This is a genomic window from Kribbella sancticallisti (genome assembly GCF_039530625.1).
Classification (GTDB): Bacteria; Actinomycetota; Actinomycetes; order Propionibacteriales; family Kribbellaceae; genus Kribbella; species Kribbella sancticallisti.
The window spans coordinates 256329-282752 of record NZ_BAAAOS010000056.1 but is presented as its reverse complement, the minus strand read 5'-3'; the positions used below and the strand labels follow the sequence as shown (position 1 = coordinate 282752).

25 protein-coding genes are annotated in these 26424 nt (G+C 69.1%); 3 read left to right on the top strand and 22 right to left on the bottom strand.

The features are described from left to right. Positions 1-16: 16 nt before the first annotated feature. Genes ABD255_RS36225 through ABD255_RS36160 form a run of 14 tightly spaced genes read right to left on the bottom strand, consistent with a single transcriptional unit; the run spans position 17 to position 12444 of the window. Positions 17-313 carry a hypothetical protein gene (locus ABD255_RS36225; RefSeq protein WP_344221302.1) on the bottom strand — a complete coding sequence of 99 codons (297 nt, stop codon included), beginning with the start codon at positions 311-313 and terminating at the stop codon, positions 17-19. A 29-nt stretch (positions 314-342) separates the two neighbouring features. After that, positions 343-1389, bottom strand: coding sequence for a hypothetical protein (locus ABD255_RS36220; protein ID WP_344221301.1), 1047 nt, complete (start codon positions 1387-1389; stop codon positions 343-345). 1 nt (position 1390) lies between these two features. Beyond that, positions 1391-2737 carry a hypothetical protein gene (locus ABD255_RS36215; protein WP_344221300.1) on the bottom strand — a complete coding sequence of 449 codons (1347 nt, stop codon included), beginning with the start codon at positions 2735-2737 and terminating at the stop codon, positions 1391-1393. Then, on the bottom strand, positions 2734-3711 hold the full coding sequence (locus ABD255_RS36210; RefSeq protein ID WP_344221299.1) for an alpha-ketoacid dehydrogenase subunit beta: 978 nt from the start codon (positions 3709-3711) through the stop codon (positions 2734-2736). Before ABD255_RS36210 ends, ABD255_RS36215 begins: the two co-directional genes overlap by 4 nt. Then, positions 3711-4658, bottom strand: coding sequence for a thiamine pyrophosphate-dependent dehydrogenase E1 component subunit alpha (locus tag ABD255_RS36205; protein WP_344221298.1), 948 nt, complete (start codon positions 4656-4658; stop codon positions 3711-3713). Before ABD255_RS36205 ends, ABD255_RS36210 begins: the two co-directional genes overlap by 1 nt. 10 nt (positions 4659-4668) lie before the next feature. Beyond that, the gene (locus ABD255_RS36200; protein WP_344221297.1) at positions 4669-5454 is read right to left on the bottom strand and encodes a DUF3050 domain-containing protein; all 786 of its coding nucleotides are present in this window, start codon (positions 5452-5454) and stop codon (positions 4669-4671) included. Positions 5455-5471: 17 nt separating this feature from the next. Next, on the bottom strand, positions 5472-6377 hold the full coding sequence (locus ABD255_RS36195) for a phytanoyl-CoA dioxygenase family protein (protein WP_344221296.1): 906 nt from the start codon (positions 6375-6377) through the stop codon (positions 5472-5474). Then, entirely contained in the window at positions 6374-7447 is a 1074-nt protein-coding gene (gene hppD, locus ABD255_RS36190) for a 4-hydroxyphenylpyruvate dioxygenase (protein WP_344221295.1), read from the bottom strand. The genes ABD255_RS36195 and hppD overlap by 4 nt, the downstream gene beginning before the upstream one ends. Continuing rightward, the gene (locus tag ABD255_RS36185; RefSeq protein ID WP_344221294.1) at positions 7447-8718 is read right to left on the bottom strand and encodes a beta-ketoacyl-[acyl-carrier-protein] synthase family protein; all 1272 of its coding nucleotides are present in this window, start codon (positions 8716-8718) and stop codon (positions 7447-7449) included. Before ABD255_RS36185 ends, hppD begins: the two co-directional genes overlap by 1 nt. Further along, the gene (locus tag ABD255_RS36180) at positions 8715-10394 is read right to left on the bottom strand and encodes a class I adenylate-forming enzyme family protein (protein WP_344221293.1); all 1680 of its coding nucleotides are present in this window, start codon (positions 10392-10394) and stop codon (positions 8715-8717) included. Before ABD255_RS36180 ends, ABD255_RS36185 begins: the two co-directional genes overlap by 4 nt. Continuing rightward, positions 10391-10912: a beta-ketoacyl synthase chain length factor gene (locus ABD255_RS36175; protein ID WP_344221292.1), complete on the bottom strand. Its 522-nt coding sequence runs from the start codon at positions 10910-10912 to the stop codon at positions 10391-10393. The genes ABD255_RS36180 and ABD255_RS36175 overlap by 4 nt, the downstream gene beginning before the upstream one ends. Then, complete coding sequence (locus tag ABD255_RS36170) at positions 10909-11943, bottom strand: beta-ketoacyl synthase N-terminal-like domain-containing protein (RefSeq protein ID WP_344221291.1); 1035 nt, start codon at positions 11941-11943, stop codon at positions 10909-10911. Before ABD255_RS36170 ends, ABD255_RS36175 begins: the two co-directional genes overlap by 4 nt. Then, on the bottom strand, positions 11936-12190 hold the full coding sequence (locus tag ABD255_RS36165; protein ID WP_344221290.1) for an acyl carrier protein: 255 nt from the start codon (positions 12188-12190) through the stop codon (positions 11936-11938). The genes ABD255_RS36170 and ABD255_RS36165 overlap by 8 nt, the downstream gene beginning before the upstream one ends. Next, positions 12190-12444 carry an acyl carrier protein gene (locus ABD255_RS36160; RefSeq protein WP_344221289.1) on the bottom strand — a complete coding sequence of 85 codons (255 nt, stop codon included), beginning with the start codon at positions 12442-12444 and terminating at the stop codon, positions 12190-12192. The genes ABD255_RS36165 and ABD255_RS36160 overlap by 1 nt, the downstream gene beginning before the upstream one ends. A 17-nt stretch (positions 12445-12461) precedes the next feature. Between ABD255_RS36160 and ABD255_RS36155 the strand changes: the two genes are divergently transcribed. Next, positions 12462-13127 carry a 4'-phosphopantetheinyl transferase family protein gene (locus ABD255_RS36155; RefSeq protein WP_344221288.1) on the top strand — a complete coding sequence of 222 codons (666 nt, stop codon included), beginning with the start codon at positions 12462-12464 and terminating at the stop codon, positions 13125-13127. On the opposite strand, the gene ABD255_RS36150 is transcribed toward ABD255_RS36155, so the two are convergent. From ABD255_RS36150 to ABD255_RS36115, 8 genes are all read right to left on the bottom strand, one after another. Continuing rightward, positions 13058-14419 carry a class I adenylate-forming enzyme family protein gene (locus ABD255_RS36150; RefSeq protein ID WP_344221460.1) on the bottom strand — a complete coding sequence of 454 codons (1362 nt, stop codon included), beginning with the start codon at positions 14417-14419 and terminating at the stop codon, positions 13058-13060. The genes ABD255_RS36155 and ABD255_RS36150 overlap by 70 nt on opposite strands. A 461-nt stretch (positions 14420-14880) precedes the next feature. Then, positions 14881-15771, bottom strand: coding sequence for an N-acetylmuramic acid 6-phosphate etherase (gene murQ / locus ABD255_RS36145; protein ID WP_344221287.1), 891 nt, complete (start codon positions 15769-15771; stop codon positions 14881-14883). A gap of 35 nt (positions 15772-15806) precedes the next feature. Then, on the bottom strand, positions 15807-16709 hold the full coding sequence (locus tag ABD255_RS36140) for a MurR/RpiR family transcriptional regulator (protein ID WP_344221286.1): 903 nt from the start codon (positions 16707-16709) through the stop codon (positions 15807-15809). A gap of 35 nt (positions 16710-16744) precedes the next feature. Then, the gene (locus ABD255_RS36135) at positions 16745-18472 is read right to left on the bottom strand and encodes a serine hydrolase domain-containing protein (protein ID WP_344221285.1); all 1728 of its coding nucleotides are present in this window, start codon (positions 18470-18472) and stop codon (positions 16745-16747) included. Then, positions 18469-19755 carry an exo-beta-N-acetylmuramidase NamZ family protein gene (locus ABD255_RS36130; protein WP_344221284.1) on the bottom strand — a complete coding sequence of 429 codons (1287 nt, stop codon included), beginning with the start codon at positions 19753-19755 and terminating at the stop codon, positions 18469-18471. Before ABD255_RS36130 ends, ABD255_RS36135 begins: the two co-directional genes overlap by 4 nt. Positions 19756-19774: 19 nt before the next feature. Further along, complete coding sequence (locus ABD255_RS36125) at positions 19775-22318, bottom strand: glycoside hydrolase family 3 N-terminal domain-containing protein (protein WP_344221283.1); 2544 nt, start codon at positions 22316-22318, stop codon at positions 19775-19777. Between the two features lie 8 nt (positions 22319-22326). Further along, on the bottom strand, positions 22327-24093 hold the full coding sequence (locus ABD255_RS36120) for a glycoside hydrolase family 3 protein (RefSeq protein WP_344221282.1): 1767 nt from the start codon (positions 24091-24093) through the stop codon (positions 22327-22329). A 178-nt stretch (positions 24094-24271) separates the two neighbouring features. Further along, positions 24272-25207, bottom strand: a complete 936-nt coding sequence (locus ABD255_RS36115; protein ID WP_344221281.1) for a LysR family transcriptional regulator — start codon at positions 25205-25207, stop codon at positions 24272-24274. Between the two features lie 90 nt (positions 25208-25297). Here ABD255_RS36115 and ABD255_RS36110 point away from each other — a divergent pair, with 90 nt between their 5' ends. After that, positions 25298-26038, top strand: a complete 741-nt coding sequence (locus ABD255_RS36110) for an SDR family NAD(P)-dependent oxidoreductase (RefSeq protein WP_344221280.1) — start codon at positions 25298-25300, stop codon at positions 26036-26038. After that, the gene (locus tag ABD255_RS36105) at positions 26038-26406 is read left to right on the top strand and encodes a YybH family protein (RefSeq protein ID WP_344221279.1); all 369 of its coding nucleotides are present in this window, start codon (positions 26038-26040) and stop codon (positions 26404-26406) included. Before ABD255_RS36110 ends, ABD255_RS36105 begins: the two co-directional genes overlap by 1 nt. Positions 26407-26424: the final 18 nt, after the last annotated feature.

Sequence of the window (26424 nt, the reverse complement as noted above, 5' to 3'; positions counted from 1 at the left end):
GTCGTAGTCGGTCATCTCAGTCGGACACCAGCAGCGGACCGGTCACGTGGATGGCCCGCTTGAGGTTCAGCACCTCGCCCTGCTCGTGGCAGCCAACACGGAGGAAGCACCCGTACGACTGGCGTCCGAACGTGTACGGACCGACGGAGTACGGCACCTCGGCCTGCAGGTGGTCGCCGGTCTCGATGTGGATGAAGTCCATCGTCAGCCGGTCCGGCCGGACGTAGTCCTGCAGCAGGTAGGTACCGCGGCGGAACGCCTCCTCGAGCCCTTCGCGCCACGCACCCGGCTCGCACTCGTGGCCGACCAGCACCCCAGCGCCGCCGTACTCGTCAGCGGGTTTCAGTACGAGCCCGGCCTGGTGCTCGATCGCGTGGTCGACCAGGTCGACCGTGACGAGCCGGCTCCAGGGGACGTGCCGACGGACCAGCGCCTGGTCATCGGGGGCCAGGAGTTCCAGAGCCAGGTCAGCACGATCTTGTTCGCGAGCAGCCAACTGGCCGACGAGGTGAAGAGCTTGGACCTGCCAGACTCGACGGCGGCCTTCAGCGCTGCCTGGCCGGGGTTCTGCGGCATGTCGGTGCAGACGAACAACCGGAAGACCGCGTCCACCGGGCGGCCCTGGTTGCGCAGACCACCGTCCTCGTCGGCTTCGAGCCAGTGCACCGGCGCCACGTCGCCGTCGATGCCGAGGGCGGCGCCGCGTTCGACGTACGGGTCCAGCGAGCGGATGATCGCCGCGACGTTGTCGCTGCCGGGGTAGTCGCCCTCGGTGCGCAGTACGGTCGTGAGGCGGTCGCCCGGCTGGAGGCCGAGGGTGTCGATGATGGCGTGGTACCGGCCCTCGACCGGGGACGGTGGCGCCTGGACGGTCACCTGTCGATCCGGGCCGGCAGCCAGGGTCTCGAGGCCGTGATCGCGAAGGCTGGTCAGGAAGCGGGTGGAGACCCGTTCGGTGTCCCAGACGCAGCCGGCCTCGCTGCCGATGTTGAACTCGACGAACTTCGGCACGCCGTCGCTGATCAGGATGTCCGGCCGGCCCGACTGGATCAGGTGCTCGCCGAGCACCTCGTCGTCGTCGAGGTACTCGATCAGGCCGTCCGGAGTACCGAGCAGCTTGCGCAGTTCACCGGCCGTCGAGGCCCGCCGCAGCGCCGTCTCCAGGAGCAGTCGCAGCAGCCGGTCCATCACCGCCGCCAACTCGTCGTACGTGCCGCGGTGGATCATCACCGGCCGCAGCGGGCGCCAGGACTTGTTGAAGGTCAGCACACCGTCGAAGACCTTCTTCCAGTCCTCCGCCCCGGCCGCCAGCACCTCGTCCTTGGTTGCCTGCGGCAACTCGTTCCAGTGGTCGAAGGAAGTCCCTCGCCAGTCGAAGTCCAGGTCCATCTCAGTTCTCCCCCACGTTCACGAGCAGCAGGCCGCCGGTCAGCGCGCCTTGGGTCAGGTTCACCACGCCACCGGCTCCCGGCGGTGAGAAGCGGGTGAAGACACCGGCTGGGATCCGGTCGAACAGATAGGTGGAGACGCAGTACGAGACGTCGGCCTCGACCACCTCACCGGTCTCCGGCTTCAGGAACTGCATGGTCAGTGGATCGGCCTCGATCAGTTCCTGGAGGATGTGCGGGCCCTCCGCCCCGTCGATCGCCGCGGCCCAATCCGCCGCCGGGGTGAGCGGGCCGATGAAGACACCGTGGCCGCCGTAGTCGTCGGTCGGCTTGAAGACCAGCCGCTCCCGCTCCTCGATCGCCCGCTGCCGCAGCTCTGGCCCGTAGACCCAGGTCCGCGGGATGTGCGCCCGGACGATCTCGGCATCCTCGGCCGGCAACAGATCCAGGTCGTCCCAGAGCCACGCGAAAATCGTCTTGTTGCTCAGCAACCAGACCGCCGTCGGCAGGTACATCCGGAACGTGCCCGCCTGGTTGGCCTCCCGGACCGCCCGCATCCCGGGGCTGTCGTTGACGAACGGCGGGACGAACATCCGCCAGACGGCGTCGAGGGTGCTCTCCCCCGCCTTCAACCGGCCATCGGCGTCCTGCTCGATCCACTCGACCGGATAGACGATCAGGTCGACGCCCAGCTCGCGGCCCCGGTCGGCGAACGGCTTGAGCCGGTTGATCAGGTAGTTCGGCCGGTCCGCGCCGGGATAGCCGCCACCGGCGGTGAACAGCATCGCGGTCACCTTGCCGGGCCCGACGTCCGCCCGGATCGCGTCGAAGCGGGCATCGATCGCGGACGGCGGCGCGGCCGCGCCCATCGCGGTGAGCATCGGCTCGTCGCGGTAGACCTCCATCCACCGCTTGATCACCCCGTCGGCGTCCAGTACTCCGCCCAGCGCGCTCTCGACGTTGCACTCCACCATCCGCGGCACCCCGCGTTCGAGCAGCAGGTCCGAGCGGATCGCGTTGATCAGCCGGCCGGTCAACGGCTCGCTGTCGTCGAGCAACTGGATCCGGTCGTCCGGCACCCCGAGGATCCTGCGCAGCTCGCCCGCGGTCCGGGCCCGGCGACGACACGCGTCCAGTACGAGTTGCGACACCCGCCGAGTGACGCGGTTCAGCTCGTCGTAGCCGGCGTGCGTGCCGACCGGCGAGCGCAGCGGGATCCAGTTCTGGTTCTGCAAGGCCACGTCGTCGTAGACCTGCTGCCAGTACTTGTGGCCATAGGCAAGCAGTCGATCGCGCACCTCGGCCGGCAGTACCGGCCACAGCTCCGCGGCAGATGGTCGTTGCGTCACTTCCGCTCCCCCTCCAGTACTCCGCGAATCGCCGCGACCAGCTGATCCCGCCCGGGCTGTACCGCGCGATCCAGCGCCAGCGCGAACGGCAGCACCGCCCCATCAGGTCGGGTGACCCGCCGCGGCGGCGCCGCCAGGTCGAACCGCTCAGCCGCCACCGCCAGTACTTCGGCCCCGAACCCGCTGGTCCGGTTCGAGTCGTCGATCACCACCAGTCGCCTGGTTCTGGCGACCGAGGCGGCCAGCCCGGCCACGTCGAACGGGTAGACCGTGCGCGGATCGAACACCTCGACCGAAGCCTCCGCCGCCAGCTCGTCGGCCACCGCCAGCGCGTCCTGCACAAGGTGGCCCAGAGCAACGACCGTGACGTCGGAACCGGCCCGGGCAATTCGGCCGACACCCAAGGGCACCGGCCGCAATGTCGCGAAGTCGACATCTTCCCGGAACCCGAGCGCCCCGGCCGGCGCGAACACCACGACCGGATCGTCGTCCCGGATCGCCGACAGCAGCAGTCCGTACGCGTCCGCCGGCGTCGCCGGCACCACCGTCTTCACCCCGACGTGGGCGAACAGGCTGTACGGGTGGTCCGAGTGCTGCCCCGCCCACCCGGTCCGCGACCCCGACCCCGGTACGACGTACGTGACCGGCACCTTGCACTGGCCGCCGGACATCAGCGCGAACTTGTGCGCCTGGTTCGCGATCTGCTCGAAGACCAGGAACAGCAGCGACGGGATCTGGAACTCGATCACCGGCCGGAGTCCGGCCAGCGCCGCGCCGGTGGCGAAGTTGGTGAACGCCTGCTCGGACAACGGCGTGTCCAGCACCCGGTCCGGGCCGAACCGGGAGAACAGCCCAGCGGTCAAGTTCGAGGCGGCCACCCGGATGTCCTCGCCGAGCACGAACACCCGGCCGTCGGCCTCCAGTTCGTCGCCGAGCGCCCGGTTCAACGCCTTCAGGTACGACAGTTTCGGCATCAGCGCGCCACCTCCGACGCGTACAGGTACTCGAGAGCGGCGGCCGGGTCGGGATGGGCGCTGCCCAGCGCGATCCCGGCCGCCGCGTCGAGCAGGGCCTCGACCTCGGCATCGACGGCTGCCCGATCGTCGGCAGCCAGCCGTGCGCCCTGGATCTCCACTGGGTCCCGCGACCGCCCAGTGGCGAGCTCCTCGGTCGAGCGATAGGTGAGCCGGGTCCGGTGCTCGAAGGTGTGGTGCGCGTCGAACCGGTAGGTCAGGCACTCCAGGAAGGTCGGTCCCTTGCCGGCCCGGGCCCGCTCCACCGCGGCAGTGGTTGCCGCAAGCACCTTCTCCGGATCCTGCCCGTCGATGGTGAAGGCCGGGATGCCGAACGCCCTGGCCCGGCCGGTGATGCTGCCCGCGACCGCCGAGTCCACCGGCATCGTGGTGGCGTAGCCGTTGTTCTCGCAGACGAACAACACCGGTACCCGCCACAGCGCGGCCAGGTTGAAGGCCTCCAGCAACATCCCCTCGTTGACCGCGCCGTCACCGAAGAAGCTGACCGCGACGGTCGACCGGCCGAGCCGGCGGTGCGCCCAGGCCGCGCCGGTGGCGATCGACCCGGCCGCTCCGACGATGGCGTTGGCGCCCAGGATGCCCAGGCTGAAGTCGGCCGCGTGCATCGAGCCACCGCGGCCCTTGTTCAGTCCGTACTCCCGGCCCATCAGTTCGGCGAACATCCGGGCCGGGTTCACCCCCTTGGCCAGTACGTGACCGTGGCCCCGGTGCGTACTGGTGATCAGGTCGTCGGTCCGCAGCGCGGCACAGACTCCGGCGGCCACGGCCTCCTGGCCGACGTACGGGTGGATGCCGCCGACGATCTCGCCGGACCGGACGAACTCGATCGCACGCTCCTCGAAGCGGCGGATCAGCCGCACGGTCCGGTAGAGATCGACGGTCTTCATGGTGGTGGCCTCAGCCCTTCACGGCGGCGAGGATGGAGTCCCAGAGCCGGGCCCGGGCCGCCAGGGCGGTGTTGATGGTGTCGGCGCACGCGTCCCACTTGGCGGTGTCGTCGCCGCACAGGTCGGTGACCATCTGCATCGCCATCGGGGTGTGCTGCTCGCCGTCCACCTCGATGTGGCGCTCGAGGTAGTCGACGAAGGTGTTGAGCTTGTTGGACCGCTCGTTCACCGCGACCACCTGGGTGAACATGTCCGGGATCAGGTCCTCGCGCCCGAAGGCGAAGGCGGCCGCCTGGCAGTGCACCGGCTGGTTCTCGATGATGTCCCAGGTGGTGCCGGCGAAGTCGATGGAGGCCTGCGGTACGCCGGCTTCCTTCAGCGACTCGACCACGGTGCCGCCGCCGCGGAGCAGGTCGACCAGCTTCTCGATCGCGGTGGTGTCCGCGCCGGCCTCCGTCATGCCGTTCACGTACAGCTCGAAGTGGCTGATGAAGCCCTCGCCCAGTTCGTCGCTCTCCTCGACCATCACGATGTCGTTGATGAGCCGGCGGCTGCTGGTGTGCGCGGTCGGGATCCACGGCACGGTGACGCAGGTGAGCTCGCACTGTAGCGACTTCAGCAGCGACATGAAGTCCCAGACGGCGAAGACGTGGTGCTCCATGAAGGTGACCAACGACTCATGCGTGTCCAGGTTCGCGTACAGCGGGTGCTGGACGACCTTGTCGCGGGCGTCGCCGACGGCCTTCTCCAACTGCTCGATGCCCGGGTGGGTCTGACCCCAGTCGTAACGTGACATGACGTTGTTCTCCTTGGTTAGCGGTCGGCCCAGAGGGTGGGGCAGAAGTCCGGGTCGGCGTAGTCGGGCAGGCCGTCCGGGGTCCGGCGGACCACGGCGTCGTGGTTGTACGCCGCCAGCGTTCCGTCGGACAGGGGGAACTGCCGGTAGGAGTTGCCCCCGTCCTGCAGGTGCAGCGAGATCGCCCGGCGCGGGCGGTCGCTGACGTTGGCACCGCTGCCGTGGTACGTCCGGCAGTGGTGGAAGTTCATGTGGCCGCGCGGGATCGTGATCGGCAGCTTGACCACCTCGACGCCGTTGAACTCGGCGTTCTCGACGAGCATCTGGTCGAGCTGCGACCTGTCCCGCTCGGCGAAGTGCCGGACCACGGTGTCGTCCGACCCGATCTCCTGCCACCGGTGACTGCCGTCGACCATGGTGATCGTGCCCATCTCGGGCGGGCAGTCGTGGAACGGGATGAACGCGGTCAGCATCCGGTCCGACGACGAGGACGACCAGTAGTGCTTGTCGAAGTGCCAGGGCACGATGTTCGACGGTTCGCCCTTGATCGGCGGCTTGTAGATCAAGGTGGACTGGAAAATCCGGATCTCGTCGACCTGCGCGAGCCGGGCCGCGACCGCGCCGATCAACGGCTTGCGCAGGATCTTGGCCAGCCCGTCGTGCTCGTAGTGCACGTAGTCGTTGTGCCGCTGCACGTCGCCCTTCGACGGATCCCAGTAGGCGAGCTTGGGCGGCCTTGCCGGGAGGTTCCGGTCCCGCTCGCCGGCGTAGTACCGCTCGCTGGCGTTGACCAGTTCGTCGGTCTCGTCGTCGGTGAGCAGCTTCTTCGACAGGTACCAGCCGTGCTCGGCGTAGAAGGCGACGTCCTGGTCGGACGGCAGCAACTCGATCTCTTCTTCGGACAACTTGAACTCGAGCGTCATACCTCGACTCCCTGCAGCTCGCGCTCCTTGGCCTCGTAGAGCGCCTTGATGTTGCCGCTGCCGAACGTCATCGCGCCGCGCCGCTCGATGATCTCCAGGAACAGCGTCCGCCGGACATGCATCGACTCGGTGAAGATCTGCAGCAACTGACCCCAGTGGTCCCGGTCGACCAGGATGCCGAGCTCCTCCAGCTCCTCGATCGGTGTCTCCACCTCACCGACCCGCTCGGGCAGCGCCTGGTAGTACGCCGACGGCGAGGCGAGGAAGTTGACGCCGCGGCCGGCCAGCGTGCTGACCGCCTCGACGATGTCGCTGGTGCGCAAGGCGATGTGCTGTACTCCGGCGCCCGCGTGCCAGGTGAGGAAGTCGTTGATCTGGCCCGGCCGGCGGTTCGGGTCCGGCTCGATCAGCGTGAAGGTGACGTGCTTCGACGGACTCTGCACCACCGTCGACTCCATCCCCTGCCCGGCCACCTCGATGTACTCGTCGAAGATCGGCAGGAACCCGAAGACGTTCTCGTAGAACTCGACCGTCGGCTTCAGCCGGCCCGAGGGCACGCAGATCGCCAGGTGGTCGATCTCGCTGAACAGTTTCTCGTCCGGGCCACCCGCGGGCTCGGTGATCTGGAACGCGCCCGGCAGGAACTCCCGCCGCGGTCCGTGCCGCTCGACCAGCCGGTGGACGACGTCGCCGAAGCCGGCCACCTCCGCGACCACCACGGTGGTCTCCTGCTCGTCGGTGTAGGTCGCCGGTTCCGCGACCGACACCGCGCCGCGACCGAGCAACTCGGTGTAGGCGACGGCCGCGTTGTCCACTTCCAGACCCACCACGGCGACGCCGTCACCGTGCCGCTGGACATACTCGGCGGCGGGGTGGTCAGCGGCCAGCCCGGAGGTCAGCACGATCTGTACTGCGCTCTCCCGCAACAGCAGCGACCGCTGGTCGGCCAGCCCCGTCTCGGGCCCCCCTTGGCCGTGCACCTGAAGGCCGAAGGCGTGTCCCAGGTAGAACGCCGCCTGCTTTGCGTCGCCCACGTACAGCTCCACGTGGTCGATCCCGTAGATCTCCATCACAGTCCTTTCACCGAGTCTTCCCCCCGCCTCGCGCTGGTGCTTGGCGGTCCGAACAGCAGGCTGACGTTCTGGCCACCGAACCCGAACGAGTTCGACAGCGCGTATTCGAGGCGCACCTCGCGAGGCACCTTCCGGACGTGGTCCAACGGGCAGGCCGGGTCCGGATCGTCGAGGTTGTACGTCGGCGGCAGCAGGCCCTTGGCCACCGCCAGCGCGGTCGCGGCGGCCTCCACCACGCCGGACGTGCCGAGCATGTGCCCGGTCAGGGCTTTGGTGGAGCTGACGGCCGGTGCGACGGCTCCTTGGAAGGCAAGGCCGATCGCTACCGACTCCGCGACGTCGCCGAGCTTGGTGCTCGTGCCGTGCGCGTTGACGTAGCCGACCTGCGCCGGCGACACGTTGCCGCTGGCAAAGGCCTGCCGCATGCAGGCGGCGGCGCCCGTACCGTCCGGACGTGGCGCGGTCGGGTGGTGCGCGTCCGCGTTCACGCCGTATCCCGCGACGTCGGCGTACCCGCGGGCGCCTCGGGCGCTGGCGTGCTCGGCGCTCTCCAGGACGAGGAGTGCGGCGCCCTCCGACAGCACGAACCCGTTGCGGCGCAGGTCGAACGGCCTGCTCGCCTCGGTCGGGTCGTCCCAGCTCCGGGCCAGCGCCCGCGCGTTCGCGAAGGTCTCGGCGAACGTCGGGAACAGCGGGGCCTCGCTGGCGCCGCAGATCACTACGTCCAGCTCACCGGTCCGGATCAGCCGTACGGCGTCCGCGATCGCCTGCGCGCCGGATGCGCACGCAGTACCGACGGAGGAGCTGTAGCCGCGTAAGCCGAATCGGATTGCGATCCGGGCGGCGGGCATGTTGGGCAGGATTCCGGTCAGCAGGTAGGGGCTGACGGCTGCCCGCCCTCGCTCGGCCCTGGACAGCACCTGCTGCTCGAGCGTCGCCATCCCGCCGACACCTCCGATGATCACGCCGATCCGGTCGGGGTCGACGTTCTCGCCGATCACCAGTCCGGCGTCGGCCAGCGCGTCCTCGGCGGTCAACTGCGCGAGGATCACCGTGCGATCCATTACCTTCCCGTCCGGACCGCCGGCGATCGTGCCGGCGTCGATGGGCGGCAAGAACCCACCCAACTCCACCGATCCCGCCACCGGGTGCCCCTCCGGCGGCCTGGAGATCCCAGACCTGCCGTGCAGCAAGGCGTCGAACACGTCCTCCACCCCACGCCCCACGGGCGTGAGCAACCCCATCCCAGTAATAGTTGCCGCACTCATCGACCGGCCCTCGCTTCGATCGATTCCCCGCCGCCGGCTCCACCGGTTGACTGCGTAGCGGACACGAGAGCCCCGCTGGATGCTTCGCCACCGCTCGCGCGCTCCGCGCGGAGCGCGACCTTTCGGACCTTGCCGGTCACCGTCACCGGGACGTCGTCTTGGCCGACCACGCTCATCCGGCGGATCGTGGCGGCGACTTCCTCGCCCACCGCCTCGCGGACCCGAGCGTCGCGGTCGGCCGCCGGGTCAGCGGTCGACGAGAGCTCCAGGAGAATGTCGGTGACGAAGCGGCCGTCGTCCTGGACGATGATCACTGTGCAGTCGAGGACCTCGGGCAGGGCGGCGAGGATGCGTTCCTCCGACATCGACGTGTAGAGCTGCGGGCCGTCGAAGCCGGCGACGGCGTCGGGGACTCGGTCGAGATGGAAGTAGTGGCCGGTCTCGTCTCGGTAGACCAGATCACCAGTCAGGAACCACCCGTTGAGGCGGAACTTGTAGGTGTTGACGGAGTCGTTCCAGTAGCCGGGCGAGACGCTCGGCGACTTGAAGCCGAGCAGGCCGACCTTGCCGGGCGGCAGTTCCGAACCGTTCGAGTCGAGCACGGTCGCCTCGGCGAACTGGTACGGCTTGCCGATGCAGCGGCCGTAGTGTTCGCTGTCGATCGTGTGGGTGACGTGGAACCCGTTGTGCCCCATCTCGCTCGACCCGAGCCCGTCGATGAAGTGCGAGCCGCGGACCGTAGTACGGCCTTGTTTGGTGACGGTTTCGCGAGTGCCGACCGAGACCAGCTTGCGGATGTGCGGCTCGTGGGCGCAGTCGCCGGTGTTGAACCACATCCGGACGGAGTCCAGGTCGTGCTTGCTCAGATCCTCGCGCGCCAGGCCCGCCCACGTGACCGCGAAGCCGTAGACACCGTGCGGTTTCCAGCTCTCGATCTTCCGGAGCACGGTCGGTGCGTCCTGGCTCGACAGCAGCAGCATCTCGGCGCGGTTGCCGAGCACCTGGTTGACCATCAGGATCGTCGCGGTGTGCGGGATCGGCAGCGCGTTGAGAATCCTGTTGGTGCCCTGCGCCTGCGGCATCGTGAGCAGGTGCTTCAGCGCGGCGTACAGGGTGGTGTGCGAATGCAGGACCGCCTTCGGCACGCCAGTCGTACCCGATGTGTGGGTGATGACGACCGGGTCGTCCTGGTGATGCCGGTAGTGCTCGGGAGCCTTGGCGGGATCGCCGCTGCCCAACTCCTTCGGCTCGCCGAGAATCGGCGCCTCCTGCAGCAGCGGACGGTGCGCGGCATCAGCCAGTACTCCGGTAACGCGCAGCCGGCGGATGTACTCGTCCGCGATGGCCGGCGCCATCTTGCCGTTCATCAGGGCGGGAATCGCCCCGACGCGGGTCAGCGCGAGGTAGCTCAGCACGATGTCGGCGGCCTCGGTGGCCCAGATCGCGACCACGTCCCGCCGGCCGATGCCCCGGTCGCGCAACCACGACGTGCGCGCCTGGACCCGATCGTCGAGCTCCCCCAAGGTCAGGGGATGTTCGGCCGGGAAGTGGTCGACCGCCGTGTCGAACGTCAACCCCGGACCGGTCAGGTCGGCGCCGTGCGCGATCACGGAGGCCAGTACGTTTCCGGCACCGATGGACGGGTCTGCGGCCAGTTGGGCCCTCAGACTTCTCATGTTCGATCTCCCCCACTCACCAACAGGGCCGAGGCGGTGTCGCCGCCGGCCGCTTGCTCAACCAGCACGACGAGGACCTGGTCCGCGTCGCCGTCCGCGATCAGCAGCGCGGCCTGCTCCAGCCCAACCCGTCTCGCCTCAGTGGTGGGACTGAAGCAGACGACCGGACCCCGCAGTCCCCACCGAGCCGCGACGTAGCCGGCCACGCTGTTCGGGACCGACTGGAAGAAGTAGAGCGGCCCGACCCGCTTGCCATCGGCAACCGCTTGACGCACGTGCTCCGCACTGGCCCGGTCCCCGCTCCGGCTGACCAGCACGACCGCGATCCGCCGGTCCACGGGCGGTTCGCCGTACAGGGGCCGCAGGCAACGATCGGCGACGACCGCCACCAGCGGGCTGAACGATGACGCCACGAAACCGGGGAGTGACGGAGGACCTGCCGCCGCGTCGTCACCCGACTGCGGCCAGTGACTGACAGTGACCACACGGGGTTCGGGAATTCCGAGCAGTTGGTTCATCCAGCACGCACCAGCAGAGCCGTGTTGGCGCCGCCGAACGCGGCGTTCAAGCTCAGCCCGTACTGCGCTGTGACGGGCCGGGGCGCGTCCAGGATCAGCTCCAGGTCGCAGTCCGGATCGGGTGTGGTGAACCCGGCGTTGACCGGGAGCTTGCCCTCACGCAGCGCCTGCACCGTCATCACCAGTTCCAGCAGGCCGGACGCCACCAGCGCGTGACCGTGCACCGCCTTCGTCGAACTGACGGGCACCGGGCCGGCGAAGACCGTGCGGATGGCAGCCGCCTCGGAGGCATCGCTGAAGCTGGTCCCGGTGGCGTTGGCGTTGATGTAGCCGACTACTTCGGGCGGGAGATCTGCCTTGCGCAGTGCGGCTTCCATCGCCGCGGCCAGGCCGTGGCCGTCGGGAGCGGGCTGGCACGGGTGGTACGCATCGCCGGCACGCCCCCAGCCGGCGATCTCGGCCAGACCCTCTCCGCGTTGGAGCACGACCGCGGCCACGCCGTCGCCGAGCAGAAGACCCCTGCGGTCCCCGCTGAACGGACGGACCACTCCGTCGTCGGCCAGCGCTCTGCCCGCGTCGAACAACGCGAACTGGTCAGGCTCGACCAGGTAGCCGGCTGCCACCACGATCCGCTCCGCGTAGCCCTGACGGATCAGGGCGGCGGCGTCGGCGACCGCAGTACTGGCTGAGACGCAGGCGCTGGTGTAGATCCGCGAAGCCCTCGACACCAGACCGCGAACGCCCGCGCGGCCGTGAACCGCAAGGAACAAAGGGGTCGTGGCTCGTTGGGCCGGTGTCAGGCCGGCCTCCGCGCAGGCGCCGGTGATCGCGTTCAGAAGTTCCTCTTCCAGCGACACCACGTCGGCGGCCGTGGCCGCGCGATGGACCCGGCGGTTGCCGGTGTCGAACCGCTGCACCTCGGTGAAGGCCGCCGCGCCCGGCAAGGCCGCGGCCAGCTGCGCCTCGGCGCCACGGCCGAGGGCGCTCACAACCTGCAGTCCGGTGATGGAGACCCGCGTGACGTCAGACATGGCTCTTCAGCGCTTCCGCGATGACGGCCACGGCGGCGTCGATGGTCCGGATCCGGTCCAGCTGGTCGTCGTCGAGCTCGACCGCGTACCGCTGCTCGACCTGGTGCACGAGCCAGGCGAGCTCCATCGAGTCGATCCGTTCCCGGACCTCACCGGCGGGGCGATCACCCAGCGCGGACAGCCAGTCCACGATCTCGGCTCTCCCGGGCGGCGGGAGTGAGGAGGAGGGTGTGACAGCAGCGGTCATCAGACTCCTTGGGCTACCCGGCCGGCCACCGCGGTGGTGAACTCGCCGACCGTCATCAGGGCCAGCTCCTCGGACTCGTCGTCGGAGAACTTCACCCCGAACCGGTCCTCGACCCGGACCGACAGGTCGGCCAGCGCCAGCGACTCCAGGTCCACCCCGGCCGGCCCGAGCGTGGTCTCGTCGTCGACCCCCTCGACGTCGTAGTTCATGTCCTGCAACTGCGCGAGGACGAACTCGCGAACCTCTTCCCTCATCGGGATACCTTCTTTCTGTGAGTCAGCGTCCGGGCACCGATCTGGCACCCGCGCACGTCTGGATCGCGCCGGCCGGCACCGATCAGCGCTCGGCGGCACACGCTGCCTTGCTCTCCCTCGCCGAGGAACTCTTTGCGGGCGCGGGCGCGGGCGGAGGCGCCGCGCGATCCCCCGGCGAGCGGCCGGTGCTGCGGCACGACGAGGCCGGTCGGCCGCACGTCGACGGGTTGTGGGTGAGCATCAGCCACGGGCAGAACCTTGTGGCGGTCGCCGCCTGCGCGACCGGTCCGATCGGCATCGACCTCGAGGAACGCCGACCCTTCGAGGTCAGCGGCCTCGCCAACCGCTGGTTCGACCCCGCCGAACTCGCCTGGATGGCCGAACAACCGGATGAAGTCGAAGCGTTCCTGCACCTCTGGACAGCAAAGGAAGCTGTAGGCAAGGCGCTCGGCCACGGCCTCCGCAACTCCGGTCTGCGCCGCCTGATGCCTCTGACCGCCGGACCTGTGCCCTCCGAGCCTCAACTGGCTCTGACGTGGCTTCCGGTTGAGGTCGATGCGGTGGTGGCGATTGCGGTGCCGACAGGAACAAGCGTGGTCGAGGTGTGTGAGCATCAGGGCGCTGCCTTGCGCAGGACCGTGACATCGCGGACGAGTTTCCCGGTGGTTGTCCGAGGCAACTGATCGACCAGCCGCACGCTCCGCGGCCGCTTGTACGACGCCAGCAGGTGCGCCAGGTCGGCCTCGATCCGGGCGACCTCGCGGGGCTGGTTCAGCTGCAGGTACGCCGTGATCGCGCCGTCGTACACGACGACCGCGGCCTCGACACCGCGCAGCGTGCCGAGCGTGTACTCGACCTCCGTCAGGTCCACCTTCAGCCCGCCGACAGACACCTGCGAGTCCAGCCGGCCCCTGATGCTGACCAGCCCGGTCTCGGGGTCGACCACGCCCGCGTCCTTGGTCCGCAACCACCCGTCGGCCCACCGGTTGGGATCGGACAGCCCGAGGTACGGCGACTCCGGCCGCCGGACGTACAGCTCACCGTCGACCGCCCGTACTTCGATGCCCGGCGCCGGCTGGATCGCGGGGCGGTGCCGGCCGAACAGGTCGGTGCCGATCACCCCGACCTCGGTCATCCCGTACATGTTCCCGAGCGGCACCTGGAACTTGTCCTCGAAGGCGCTGGAGATCGCGGCCGGCACCAGTTCCCCGCCGGTCGTCATCCGTTTGAACTGCGGGAGCTTCGGCGGCTCGTTGACCGAAGCCAGCAGCCCGATGTGGAAGGGGACGCCGAGCACGGTGGCCGGGCTCTTCTGGCTGGCGATCGCCTGGATGATCGCGTCCCCGGTCAGCCGGGCCGGCGGAACCAGTTCGACGCCCGCGTGCAGGCCGTACATCAGACCGCCGACCAGACCGAGCACGTGCACCATCGACGGCAGCAGGATGACCCGCTCGCCGCGCTGGGGAACGCCCTCGATCCGGGTGTAGCGCAGTACTTCCTCGACCAGGTCCTCGGCGGTCCGGCCGATCACCTTCGAGGGGCCGGTCGAGCCGGAACTGAGTTGGATGACGGCGTGCGCGGTGCCGGCCGGGTGCCCCGAGTAACTGGCGACGGCGGTGTCGACGTCGACGAAGGTGCGCAGGCCCGGCGCGACCGTCCGCTCGGGTGACACGACGACCTGCGGAACCAGCCGCTCGATCGCCCGGCGTACCTCGTAGTCGGTCAGCCGGTGATCCAGCAGGATCGCCTGCCCACCGAGACGCCAAACGGCCAGCAAATGGGTGATGAACGCCATTGACGGCGGTAACCGCAATGCGGCGCCACCACCTGGGCGTAAACCCGATTCCGCCAGTTCGGATTGCCTGTCCCGAACCAGCCGGCGCAGCATTCCACGATCAATTGGAGTAGGGAGTCTGAAACAGACGTCACTCGCCTCACCGGCCAGCAGAACGTCGTCGACCCACTGGGCACCCATAGTGGTTCCGGGCACCACGACAGTACCGTCCATGGTCATCCGAGCTCCGAAGTTCGCCTTGAACACAAAGGATTCAGAGCACCAGCACCCCCACCAAGGCCTGGCGATGACGAGACGATACGACACGATCCGACACTCCCGCTATGGACCCAAAGTGATGGGTCCACTACCGTTCGCGACGTGGTGCGGATCGCTTTTCTTTAGCCCCCGAATCAGCGATGCTGCTCGGTTTCGAAACCTTCCGAAGTCAAACACTCACTCAGCAGTGTAACCAGGTCTATATATGCCACCGGTTAGCTTTTACGTTCAATTCCCGGGCCGCGAAGGGTTCCCCGCGCAAAATTCAAGTCAGTGTTTTCCGGGCTGAACCAGAACAACTCCGGAAGAATTTTTCTCGGATTCCCGGGGCAGCATGACGAAGCCCCGCCCGGCGATGCCGGGCGGGGCTGGGCAGAGACTGTCTACGCAGGGGCGCTGAGCAGGCCCAGGGCGACGGCTACGCGGCCGCCGGCCTGTTCCAGAGCCTCACGGGCCTGCGGGATCGGAGAACCCGTCAGAAGGTGCACCAGGGCCGGTTTGAGCTCACCGTCGGCCTCGGCCAGGGCGGCGGCGCACGAGTCGTCGTCCGCCCCGGTCGCCTCGGCCAGGATGCGCAGCATCCGGCCGCGGAGTTTGTTGTTCGTGGCGACCATGTCGACCATCAGGTTCGACCAGGTCCGGCCGAGCTTGATCATCAGGGTGGTCGAGAAGCTGTTCAGGATCATCTTCTGCGCCGTGCCGGCCTTCAACCGGGTGGATCCGGCGATCACCTCGGGCCCGGTGTCGGCGGCGATCAGGATGTCGGCCAGCGGAGCCAGTGGAGCGGACGGGTTCGACGTCACCAGCGCGGTGGTCGCACCGACCGCCCGCGCGGCCCGCAGCGCGCCCGCGACGTACGGCGTACTCCCGGAGGCGGCGAGTCCGATCACGAGGTCGCGGCCGGTCACGGTGGCCGCGTCGGCGGCACCGCCCTCCTCGGAGTCCTCGACGTTCTCGACCGCGCGGAGCAACGCCTCCATGCCGCCGGCGTGGTGCGCGACGACGAGGTCGTCCGGCGCGTGGAAGGTCGGCAGCAACTCGGCCGCGTCCAGCACCGCCAGGCGCCCCGACGTACCGGCGCCGAAGTAGTGCACCCGGCCCCCGCTCCGGACGGCCTCGACAGCGGCGTCGACCGCCCGGGACAGTTCGGGGATCACCGCGGCGACCGCGCCCGCGACGCGCGCGTCCTCCGCGTTGACCATTCGGAGGATCTCGGTGGTGCCCACCGCATCGATCGCGAGCGTCCTGGGGTTGCGCTGCTCCGTGGGTGTCATCACAGAGACGATGTTAGTTTTCTACTGAAGGTTTTTCAATTCTGTTGATCATTGACAGAACTCTTCAGCCGGTGCCCGCGGACGGCGGTGGCGGTCTCCTCCAGCGCCTTGCGGGCGTCCGGCAGCACCGACTGTGCGACGCCGATGAACAGGCAGTCGATCACCGTCAGTTGAGCGATCCGGCTGGACATCGCGCCGGAACGATAAGTCGTCTCGCGAGCGGCCGTGGTGAGGACGAAATCCGCGGTCCGGGCCAGTGGGGACCGGGGAAAGTTCGTCACCGCGACCGTGGTCGCGCCGTGCCTGGCGGCCTCCTCGATGGCCTCCACCACCTCGACCGTGGTCCCGGTGTGCGAGATGCCGATGGCGACGTCGCCCTCGCCGAGCAGGGCGGCACTGGTCAGCATCACGTGCACGTCCGACCAGGCGAAGGCCACCCGGCGGATCCGGTGCAGCTTCTGCTGGAGGTCGAGCGCCACGAAGGCGCTCGCGGCGGCGCCGTACAGGTCGACCCGGGGCGCCTTGGCGACCGCGGCGACCACCTTGCTCAGCGCCTCCACGTCGAGCTGCTGAGCGGTCTCACGGACCGCCCGTTCGTCCGCGAACGCGACCTTGCCGACGACATCGGCCAGGGAGTCCCCCGGCTCGATGTCGCCGCCGACCTCGGGTCGCACGTTCTCTTGCGCCGACTGGGCCGCCAACTGCAGGCGGAGCTGCGGATAGCCCGGGACGCCGATCTGCTTGCAGAACCGGATGACCGTGGTCTCCGAGGTGGACGCCACCTCGGCCAGTTCGGAGATCGTCATCGCCGCCACTCCGCCCGGGTCCGCCAGGACGGCGTTCGCCACCCGCTGCTCGGCCGGGGCCAGCGCGGGCATCACCGCGCGGACCCGGACCAGCAGCGGCCCCGTGGGTTGTGGAGAGGTAACTGAAGTCATGACGCCACCGTACGGCGATTAGGCACGGAGCGGGGTCACCGACGCGAAAGTCTCCAACCAGTGGCGACAAATGATTCAGGCGTTCGTTCACCGTCGAAAAGCATCTCGTCTCCCGAGGTGATCTTCACGCCGTCCACATAGACGCCCCGGCCCTGGTACAGCGGATCCGACGCGTAGCGCCAGCGCAACGTCTGGTCACCGGCTCCGAGCTCGGCCCAGACCTGGTGCCAGTGCCGGTCCCCGGACCCGCTGATCGCGCCGTCAGCCTCGACCACCGGCCCGCGATCCTGGACGGTGAAGGGCACCGGGGTCCAGGTGGTCCCGTCGGCCGAGCTCTCCAGGTACAGCAGGTCCGATTCCTCGGTGTCCACGAACAGGTCGAACGACAGCCTCGCCCCTTCAGCCGGCACGGCGACCTTCGCCGCGAGCGTCGCGGTACTGGCGTCGGTGGTCCCGGAGAACCACGCGTCCTTGCCGTGCCGCGGCCCGACCCCCAGAGCCAGCGCCAACCCCTGTACTACGGCCCGCCGGGCCGGGTTGTTGCTGCCCCAGTTGCGGCTCGGGTGGACCCGGTTGGTGAGCAGGATCGCGAACGAGCGCGAGTCGAAGTCGATCACCAGCGAGGTGCCGGTGTAGCCGGTGTGCCCGGCCGTCCGCGGACCCGACAGGCCGCCCATGTACCAGCGCTGGTTCAGCTCGAAACCGAGCCCGTGGTCGTTGCCCGGGAACGCCTGGTTGAAGTTCGTGATCATCGCGGTGACGGAGCTCTCCTTCAGGATCCGGGCATGCCGGTAGCTCCCACCGTTCAGGAAGGCCTGCGCCAGCGCGGCCATGTCGTCGGCCGTCGAGAAGATGCCCGCGTGCCCGGCGACGCCGTCCAGCGACCAGGCGTTCTCGTCGTGCACCGAACCCCAGACCATCCCGCGCGGCGGGGCCGTCTGGTACTCCGTGGCGGCGATCCGCGGCTTCTTCTTCTCGTCCGGGTTGTAGCCGGTGTCGCGCATCTGCAGCGGCTTGGTGATGCCGTCCGCGACCAACTTGTCCAGCGACTTTCCCGCCACCCGCGCCGCGACCTCACCCAGGGAGATGAGGTTCAGATCGCTGTACAGGTACTTCGTGCCGGCCGCGCTGGTCGGCTTCGCCGTCAGCGCCATCTGCATCCGCGACGCGGGATCCGGCTGCGCGCTCCACAACGGCAGCCACGCGGGCAGCCCGGTGGTGTGGGTCAGCGCCTGCCGGACCGTGATCGCCTCCTTGCCGTTGGCGGCGAACTCCGGCACGTACGTCGCGATCGGTGTGTCCAGGCCGACCTTGCCCTTCTCCACCTGCTGCATCACCACGATCGAGGTGAACAGCTTCGACACCGAGGCCATGTCGAAGATGGTGTCGGTGCGCATCGGGATCTGCTGGTCGGCGGGCAGTTCGGTGCCGGTGCCGTCGGCATACTTCAGCGCCTGCCCGGTCGCTGTCCTGGTGACCACCTTGCCGTCGTGACCGAGCAGCGTCACCGCACCGGCGTACAGGGGTTTGACGGTGCCGTTCGGCCTGGTCCAGGCGTCGACCTGGGCCAGCGCGGCGTCGATCGGAGCCGGGTCGAGACCGGCCTTGGCGGGGGTCGAGTCGCGCAGCAACGTCGACTTCGGCGCGTAGCCGTCGTACGGGCGGTCGAAGCGTCCGGAGGACTTGTTGCTCTCAGCAACTGCAGGGGTAGACATGGTGAGGACCAGGGTAGCGATCGCGGTGACCGCCAGCGCACGCCTCATCGGCGGCCACCCTTGTACAGCAGGTACTGCGCCCGGCGGGCGGTCCAGGCGGCGGTCTCCGGCTGCCACGCCGCGACGATCTCCTCCGCCGAGGCACCGGCGGCGAACATCGTCCGGAACCGGTCCGACCCGGTCAGCAGGTCGATCCAGCGGCCGGGTGGGTTCTCGGCGCGCCAGGCGAACTGCGGGTACAGCCGCTTGGCCTCGACCATCATGTGGGTGGCGGCCAGGATCGGCTCGACCCGGTGCGGGTCGGTGATGTGCACCTGGACGCCGCCGCAGAGCAGGTTGGCGTTCTTGCTGATGAACGGGGTGAAGTACGCCTCCCGGAACTCGATCCCGGGAACGTCCTTCGTCCGCAGCGCCTCGGCCCAGCGGTAGTCGATGTACGGCGCGCCGATCAACTCGAACGGCCGGGTGGTACCGCGGCCCTCGGACATGTTGGTCGCCTCGAACAGGCAGGTGCCCGGATAGAGCAGGGCGGTGTCCGGGGTCGGCATGTTCGGGCTCGGCATCACCCAGGGCAGGCCGGTGTCGGCGAACAACTGGTCCCGCCGCCAGCCCTGGACCTCGATCACCCGCAGGTCCTGGACGACCGGACCGCCGGTGTCGAGGGCGAGGTACTCGGCGTTGAAGAGCCGGGCCAGTTCGCCCACGGTCATGCCGTGCTGCTGGATGATCTCCTCCTTGCCCACGCCGGAGGTGTAGCCCGGCTTGAGCATCGGGCCGCGGGCGTATCCGCCGATCGGGTTGGGCCGGTCCAGGACGACGAACCTGGCGCCCGTCTTCGCCGCCGCGACCATCGCCTCGTACATCGACCAGATGTAGGTGTAGAACCGCGCGCCGACGTCCTGGATGTCGAAGACCACCGTCTCCACGCCCGACTTCGTGTAGAGCGTCTGCAGCTTGGCGGCGTTCGCGCCGTAGGCGTCGTAGACCATGATCCCGGTCCGCGGGTCGACGTGGTCGCCCTCGGAGCCACCGGCCTGCGCGCTGCCGCGGAAGCCGTGCTCCGGGCCGAACACCGCGACCACGTTGACCTTGCCGGACGCGTGCATGGTGTCGACGATGTGGCTCTTGTCGTTCAGGATGCCGGTCGGGTTGCTGAACACCCCGACCTTCTGGCCGGCCAGCGCCGTCCAGCCGGAGTTCGCCAGCGCCTGCGCGCCGGTGACCACCTTGCGGCCGTGCTGGGCGGGCTCGGCCGCGCCGGCCGCCTGGACGTCGATCAGCGGGGCGGCGGCGAGGGCGCCGGCACCCGCCAGCAGACTGCGTCGCTTCATCGGGATCTCCTTCGGGGACTCACGGACGGAAGTACAGGTCGGCGACCACGGGGCGATGGTCACTTGCCGCGTTCTCTGGGGGAACTGCTGCGTGCTGGACACGGAAGCCCGCGCCCACGGTGACGTAGTCGATCCGCTTCACCGGGTCGGCCGCCGGGTACGTCGAGGGGCCGCCGGTGGTCGCCGCGGCGACCTGCCAGCTGTCGTCGAGGCGGCGCCACAGCTTGGCGAGCTCGGGTGCCTCGGGCTCGGCGTTGAAGTCACCGACCAGGATCTGCAGGTCCTTCCTGCGGTCCCGCGCCAGGATCTTCACCGTGTCGTCCACCTGGGCCGCGCGGACGGACGGGTCCGCGCGGTAGTCGAGGTGGGTGACGTAGACGTGCACCCGGCGCCCCCGTACGTCGAGCTCGGCCTCGAGGAATCCGGGCGCCGGCGCCGGTACGGGGTTCGGGTCCTGGGTGGAGAGCCTGGTGATCGGATGGTTCTCCGTTCTGACCAAGGGGAATCTCGACAGAACGGCGACCCCGTACTGCCGGCGGGGTTGTCCCGCGACCAGTGGATCGAGGTCGTAGATCGGCGCGAATCCCGCGTGCAGGCCGAGCTTGCTCGCCAACTCCGCGAGGGTGTCGCGCCATTCACTGCGGGCGGCCCAGTGCACGTCCACCTCTTGCAGGCCGACCACGTCCGCGTCCAGCGCCTTGATCGCCTGGGCCGTGCGGTCCAGGTCGAACACGTTGTCCGTACCGGCTCCGGTATGGATGTTGTACGACGCCACCGTCAGCCGGGTCTCCTTCACGGAGAAGGTGAGTCCGTGGCCGAAGGCGTACAGGTCCTGGGTGGGATCCGCCTTGGTCGGGATGGCCACCGGGAGCTTGCCGGTGGGTGCGAGTTCGCCGTACAGGACCTTGGCGAGCGCTTCCATCGAGACGGCCGCGTAGCCGTAGGTGGCCAGCGTGGTTCGCGCCGCCGGGAAGTACGCGACGTCGTACGGGTCGCGGACGGCGACGACGATCACGGGGCGGCCGGTGGCCAGCAGGGCGTTGACGAGCTTCTGCTGCTTGCCCAGCTTGTCCGTGACGAGGGTGTCCCACGCCTTCATCGTCAGTACGATCGTCAGGTCGGCCTGCGCCGACGCCGCCACTGCGTCGTCGATCTTGGCGTCGGTCGGCGTCGCGCCGGTGTCCTTGACCGTGGCGGTCGCGCCGCGCTTGTTGAGCGAGGCGGCCAGGACCGCCGGGGTGTAGCCGGCGACCAGGATCTTGCGCGGCGCCGGCGAGAGCGGGAGCATCCCGGCCTCGTTGCTGAGCAGCGTGGTGCTGTGGTCGGCGATGTTCTGCGCGGCGGCGTGGTTGGCGGCCGTGCCGACGACCTGGGGGACGCGCGCGACGTCGACGTACGGGCGGTCGACGACGCCTGTCTTGAGCTTCAGCGTGAGGATGCGGGCAACGCTCTCGTCGATGCGCTGCTCGCTGATCCGGCCGCCTCTGACGGCGGCGAGGACCGAGTTGTAGGCGAGATCGAAGTCGACCGGCATCAGCAACTGGTCGACGCCGGCTTCCAACGCGCGCAGCGGGATCTCGGCGTCGCCGTACTTGTCGCGAACGCCCTTCATGCCGAGCGAGTCGGTGACGACGACGCCGTCGAAACCGAGTTGCTCGCGCAGGATGCCGGTCAGGATCGGCCGGCTCAACGTCGCCGGATCCCCGGACGGATCGAGCGCCGGGACGACGATGTGCGCCGTCATGATCGAGTCGATGCCGGCCCGGATCGCCGCCTCGAACGGCGGCCGGTCGATCGTGTTCCACTGCTCGCGGGTGTGGCTGATCACCGGGATGCCGGTGTGGCTGTCGGTCGCGGTGTCACCGTGGCCGGGGAAGTGCTTCGCCGTGGAGACGATCCGGCCGTCGCGCTGGTAACCCTTGACCTGGGCGGCCGTCAGTTCCGCGACCAACTGGGGATCGCTGGAGAACGAGCGGACGCCGATGACCGGGTTGAGCGGATTCACGTTCACGTCGGCGACCGGGGCGAAGTCGGTGCTGACCCCGACCGCCTTCAGTTCCCGTCCGCCGATGCCGCCGGCGGTGCGCGCCATCGTCGCCGACCTGGTCGCGCCGAGCGCCATCGCGCCCGGGAACTGGGTGGCCGGCGGACCGACCCGGAACACGACGCCGTACTCCTGGTCGGTGCTGATCTGGAGCGCGATCCCCTGGTTCTCCAGGGCCGCGGCCTGCAGCGCGTTGGAGAGTCTGGCGATCTGCTGCGGGTCCTTGACCGAGTCGGTCCAGGCGAAGTAGATCACCCCGCCGAGGTGGTACTTGCGGACCACCTCGGCCGGTGTCGGTACGCCGTACAGGTTGGTGTTGCGTTGGTCGGCGGTGTCCGCGGTCGGGCCGTAGACATAGCTGACGAAGAGCTGGCCGACCTTCTGCTCGAGCGACATCCGCTCGAGGGTCTGGCGGACCCAGCGACTGGTCTCGGCCTGGGCCGGCCCGGCAGTCGCCACCGTGGTACCGGCGACTGCCGCTGCGGCCAATCCGAGCGTCTGGCGTCTGGTGAACTCCATCGGCGGGGTCACCAGCTCAGGCCGTGACCAAACGGGTAGAGCGGCGTGGCGGGTTGACCGGCGACCGGGATGTCGACCGGAAGCTTGCCGGCCGGCTTGATCTCGCCATACAGGACCTTCGCCAGCGACTCCATCGAGACACCCTGGTAGCCGTAGGTGGCCAGGTACGTCGGCGCCGCGTCGAAGTACGCGATGTCGTAGGGGTCGCGGACGGCGACGACGATGACCGTCTTGCCGGTGGCGAGCAGGTCCTTGACGAGCTTCTGCTGCTTGCCCAGCTTGTCGGTGACCCTGGTGTCCCAGGCCTTCTGGGTCAGGACCACCGTGACGTCGTTGAGCTGCGCCTTCGCGACCGCGTCGGCGATCGCCGCGTCGGTCGGAGCCGCACCGGTCTGCGCGACCGTCGTGGTGGCGCCGCGCTTGGTGAGGCCGGCCCCGAGCGAGGCCGTGGTGGCGACGCCCCAACCGGTGACCAGGACCTTCCGCGGGGTGTTGGCGAGCGGGAGGGTCTGGTTGTTGTTCTTGACCAGGGTGATCGACTTGTCGACGATCGTCTGCGCGGTGGCCAGGCTGGCCGGCGTACCGACGGTGGTGGGGATCTTCGCCGGGTCGACGAACGGCTGGAAGAGCACGCCGTTCTTGAGCTTCAGCAGCAGGATGCGCAGCAGGCTCTCGTTGATCTGGCGCTCGCTGATCCGGCCCGACTTCACCGCGTCCACGACGGCCTTGAACTGCACGTCCGGGGCGGGCGGCAGCAGCAGTTGGTCGGCGCCGGCCTCGATCGCGCGGACCGCCACCTCGGCGTCGCCGTACTTCTGCCGGACCGCCGCCATCTCGAGCGCGTCGGTGATGATCAGGCCCTTGAAGCCGAGCTGCTCGCGCAGTACGCCGGTCAGGATCGGCTTGCTCAGCGTCGCCGGGTCACCGGACGGGTCGAGCGACGGAACCACGATGTGCGCGGTCATGATCGAGTCGATGCCGGCCTTGATCGCGGCCTTGAACGGCGGCGCGTCGATCGTGTTCCACTCCTCCAGGGTGTGGTTGATCGTCGGCAGCGCGGTGTGGCTGTCGTCGCGGGTGTCACCGTGGCCGGGGAAGTGCTTCGCGGTCGCCATGATGCCGGCGTCGCGCTGGTACCCCTGGACCTGGGCGACCGTCATGTCCGAGACCAGCTGCGGGTCGGACGAGAAGGAGCGGACGCCGATCACCGGGTTGAGCGCGTTCACGTTGACGTCGGCGACCGGCGCGTAGTCCTGCCGGATCCCCATCGCCTTCAGCTCGCGGCCGGTGATGCCGGCGGCGGTCCGGGCGTCCGCGGTGTCGCGGGAGGCGCCGTGGGCCATGTTGCCGCCGAACTGGGTGGCCGGCGGTCCGATCCGGACCACGACTCCCTGCTCCTGGTCGGTGGCGATCGTCAGCGGGATCCGCATCCCGGTGTTGGTGGCCGCGGTCTGCAACTGGTTGGAGTACGTCGCCAGCTGGGTCGGGTTGGTGACGTTGTCGCGGGCGTTGAAGTAGATCCAGCCGCCCGGCTTGTACTTCGCGATCACCTCGGCCGGCGTCGCCACGCCGTACAGGGCGGTGTTGCGGGCGTCGGGCTTCGCGGCGTCCGGCCCGTAGGCGAACAGCACGAACATCTGCCCGATCTTCTCCTCCAGCGACATCCCGTGCAGGGCCCTCATGGCCTGCTGCAGGTTCGTCACCCCCGGGTCGGGCGGTGGAGCACTGACAGCAGCCGCCGGCGCGAGCGAGGCCACCAGGGCAGTGGCGCTCACAGTGGCAAGGCTGGCAACGGCAAAGCGGCGCAAGGCGGACATATCCGACCCCTCAGGTAATTGAATTACAACTGTGCCCCCGCACGCGAAAGTTACCCACGCACTCTCACCGGGTCAAGAGGAAACCCGAACCCTCATCCAACACGCGCCGCACACCCCCGACAACCAACCGCACCGTTCAATCGCTTGAACTCCAGGACTGGGCGCGGAACGGGTCGCCGGCCGGCAACCAGGTCGTGCCGGGATCAAGGGTCAGCGGCTCGACGTCGTGGGTCAGCGCCTCGATGGTGGCCCGGACGGCCGTACGGGCCTCGTCCCGCCGTGAGACCAGCGCCCAGGTCCAGTACGGCGCCGGATCCACGACCGGTCGTTCGACCAGATCAGGTGGCAAGGGCGTCGGCGTACGTTTCGGCGAGTTGATCACTGGGCGGCGGAGCCGGCGGACGTGCTCGAAGAGGGCGGGGCCAGTGATACCGCCGTCGTCGATTCGCACGATCTGGGCTCCGGTGTCCTGGGCGAACTCCTCGGCGTACTTGTTCCACGAGGACCAGGTGGTGAGGTCGCTGTCCACCAGAAGCAGGCAGTCCTTCGCCCGGACGGGTGCGGTGCCGGGGCCCGCGGCGACCGCGAGCAGCCGGTCCGTGCCGATCCACCGCGCCTCGAGATCGTGCGCGGCCAGGTCACCGGTCTCGATCCAGCAGATCGCCAGATCGACGCTGCCCTCGGCGACCCGGGTCGCCTGGGTGTGCGACGGCATCACCCAGGGATCGACGAGCAGTTGCGCGACCCCGGACGAGCGGCTGATCAGGTCCGCGGGGTACCAGCTGACGTAGCCGAGCCGGACAGGCTCGGTCGCCGACAGACCGGCCGCGGATCGGCGCAGCTCGTCGGCCTGCCGCAACAGGTCCCGGATGCCCGGCAGCAGTGCCTGGCCCGAGGCCGTCAGCGTGACCGACCGGCGGTCGCGATCGAACAGCCGGACGCCGAGGTCGCGTTCCAGCGCCTTGATCTGCTGGGACAGGGACGGCCCGGCGATGAGCAGCCGGGCCGCCGCGCGACCGAAGTTCAGTTCCTCGGCCACCGCGACGAAGTAGCGCAACTGCCGCAGCTCCATGCGCCGATGGTAGGCCGTCGGAGGCTGGGCCTCTCAGCAGAGAGCATCTCGGTCGTTCTGAATGTCTGCCGGGCGAGCAACCCTCAAAGCATGACCACCTCAACAGAAAGCAGGCAGACAGCAATGAACACCCAGAAGGTCGTCGTGATCACGGGCGCGTCCCAGGGCATCGGCGCCGGTCTGGTGACCGCCTACCGCAAGCTCGGCTACGCGGTCGTCGCGAACTCCCGGTCCATCGCCCCGTCCGACGACCCGCTGGTGCTCACCGTGCCCGGCGACATCGCCGCCCCCGGCGTCGGCACCCGCATCATCGAGGCCGGTCTGGCCGAGTTCGGCCGCATCGACACCCTGATCAACAACGCCGGCGTCTTCGTCGCCAAGCCGTTCACCGACTACACCGACGCCGACTTCGACCTGGTCACCGGAGTGAACCTGCGCGGGTTCTTCGAGGTTTCGCAGCAGGCCGTGGCGGCGATGCTCACCACCGGCGGCGGGCACATCCTCAGCGTCTCGACCAGCCTGGTCGACCACCCCAACACCAACGTGCCGTCCGCGCTGGCGTCACTCACCAAGGGCGGCCTGAACGCCGTCACCAAGTCCCTGGCGATCGAGTACGCCGCCCGCAACGTCCGGGTCAATGCGGTTGCCCTGGGCATCATCCGGACGCCGATGCACCCGGAGGAGACCCACGACTTCCTGGCCGGCCTGCACCCGGTCGGCCGGATCGGCGATGTCGACGACGTCGTCGACGCGGTCACCTACCTGGAGAACGCGCCGTTCGTCACCGGCGAGATCCTGCACGTCGACGGCGGCCAGAGCGCCGGTCACTGATGACCCCCAGCGCTGAAACCGAGATCCTGCGGACCGTCGCCGACCAGTGGAAGGCCGCTGTCGACGCCCACGACCCGAAGCTGGTGGCGTCGTACTTCACCGCCGACGCGATCTTCCAGGGCCTCCACCCGCACAGTGTCGGTCCCGAGGGAGTCGCCGAGTACTACGCCGCCCAGCCGCTGGGCCTGACGGCGAAGTACGAGGTCCTGGAGTCCAAGCGCCTCGCCGACGACCTGATCCTCGGCTACCTCACCGTCGACTTCGGCTTCGTCGATCGGCCCACGCTGACCGTCTACCTCAGCCTGGTCATCCGCCAGACGCCCGAAGGCTGGCTCATCACGCACTACCAGGTCTCCCGCCTCGCCTGACCACGCAGAAGCCCCCGC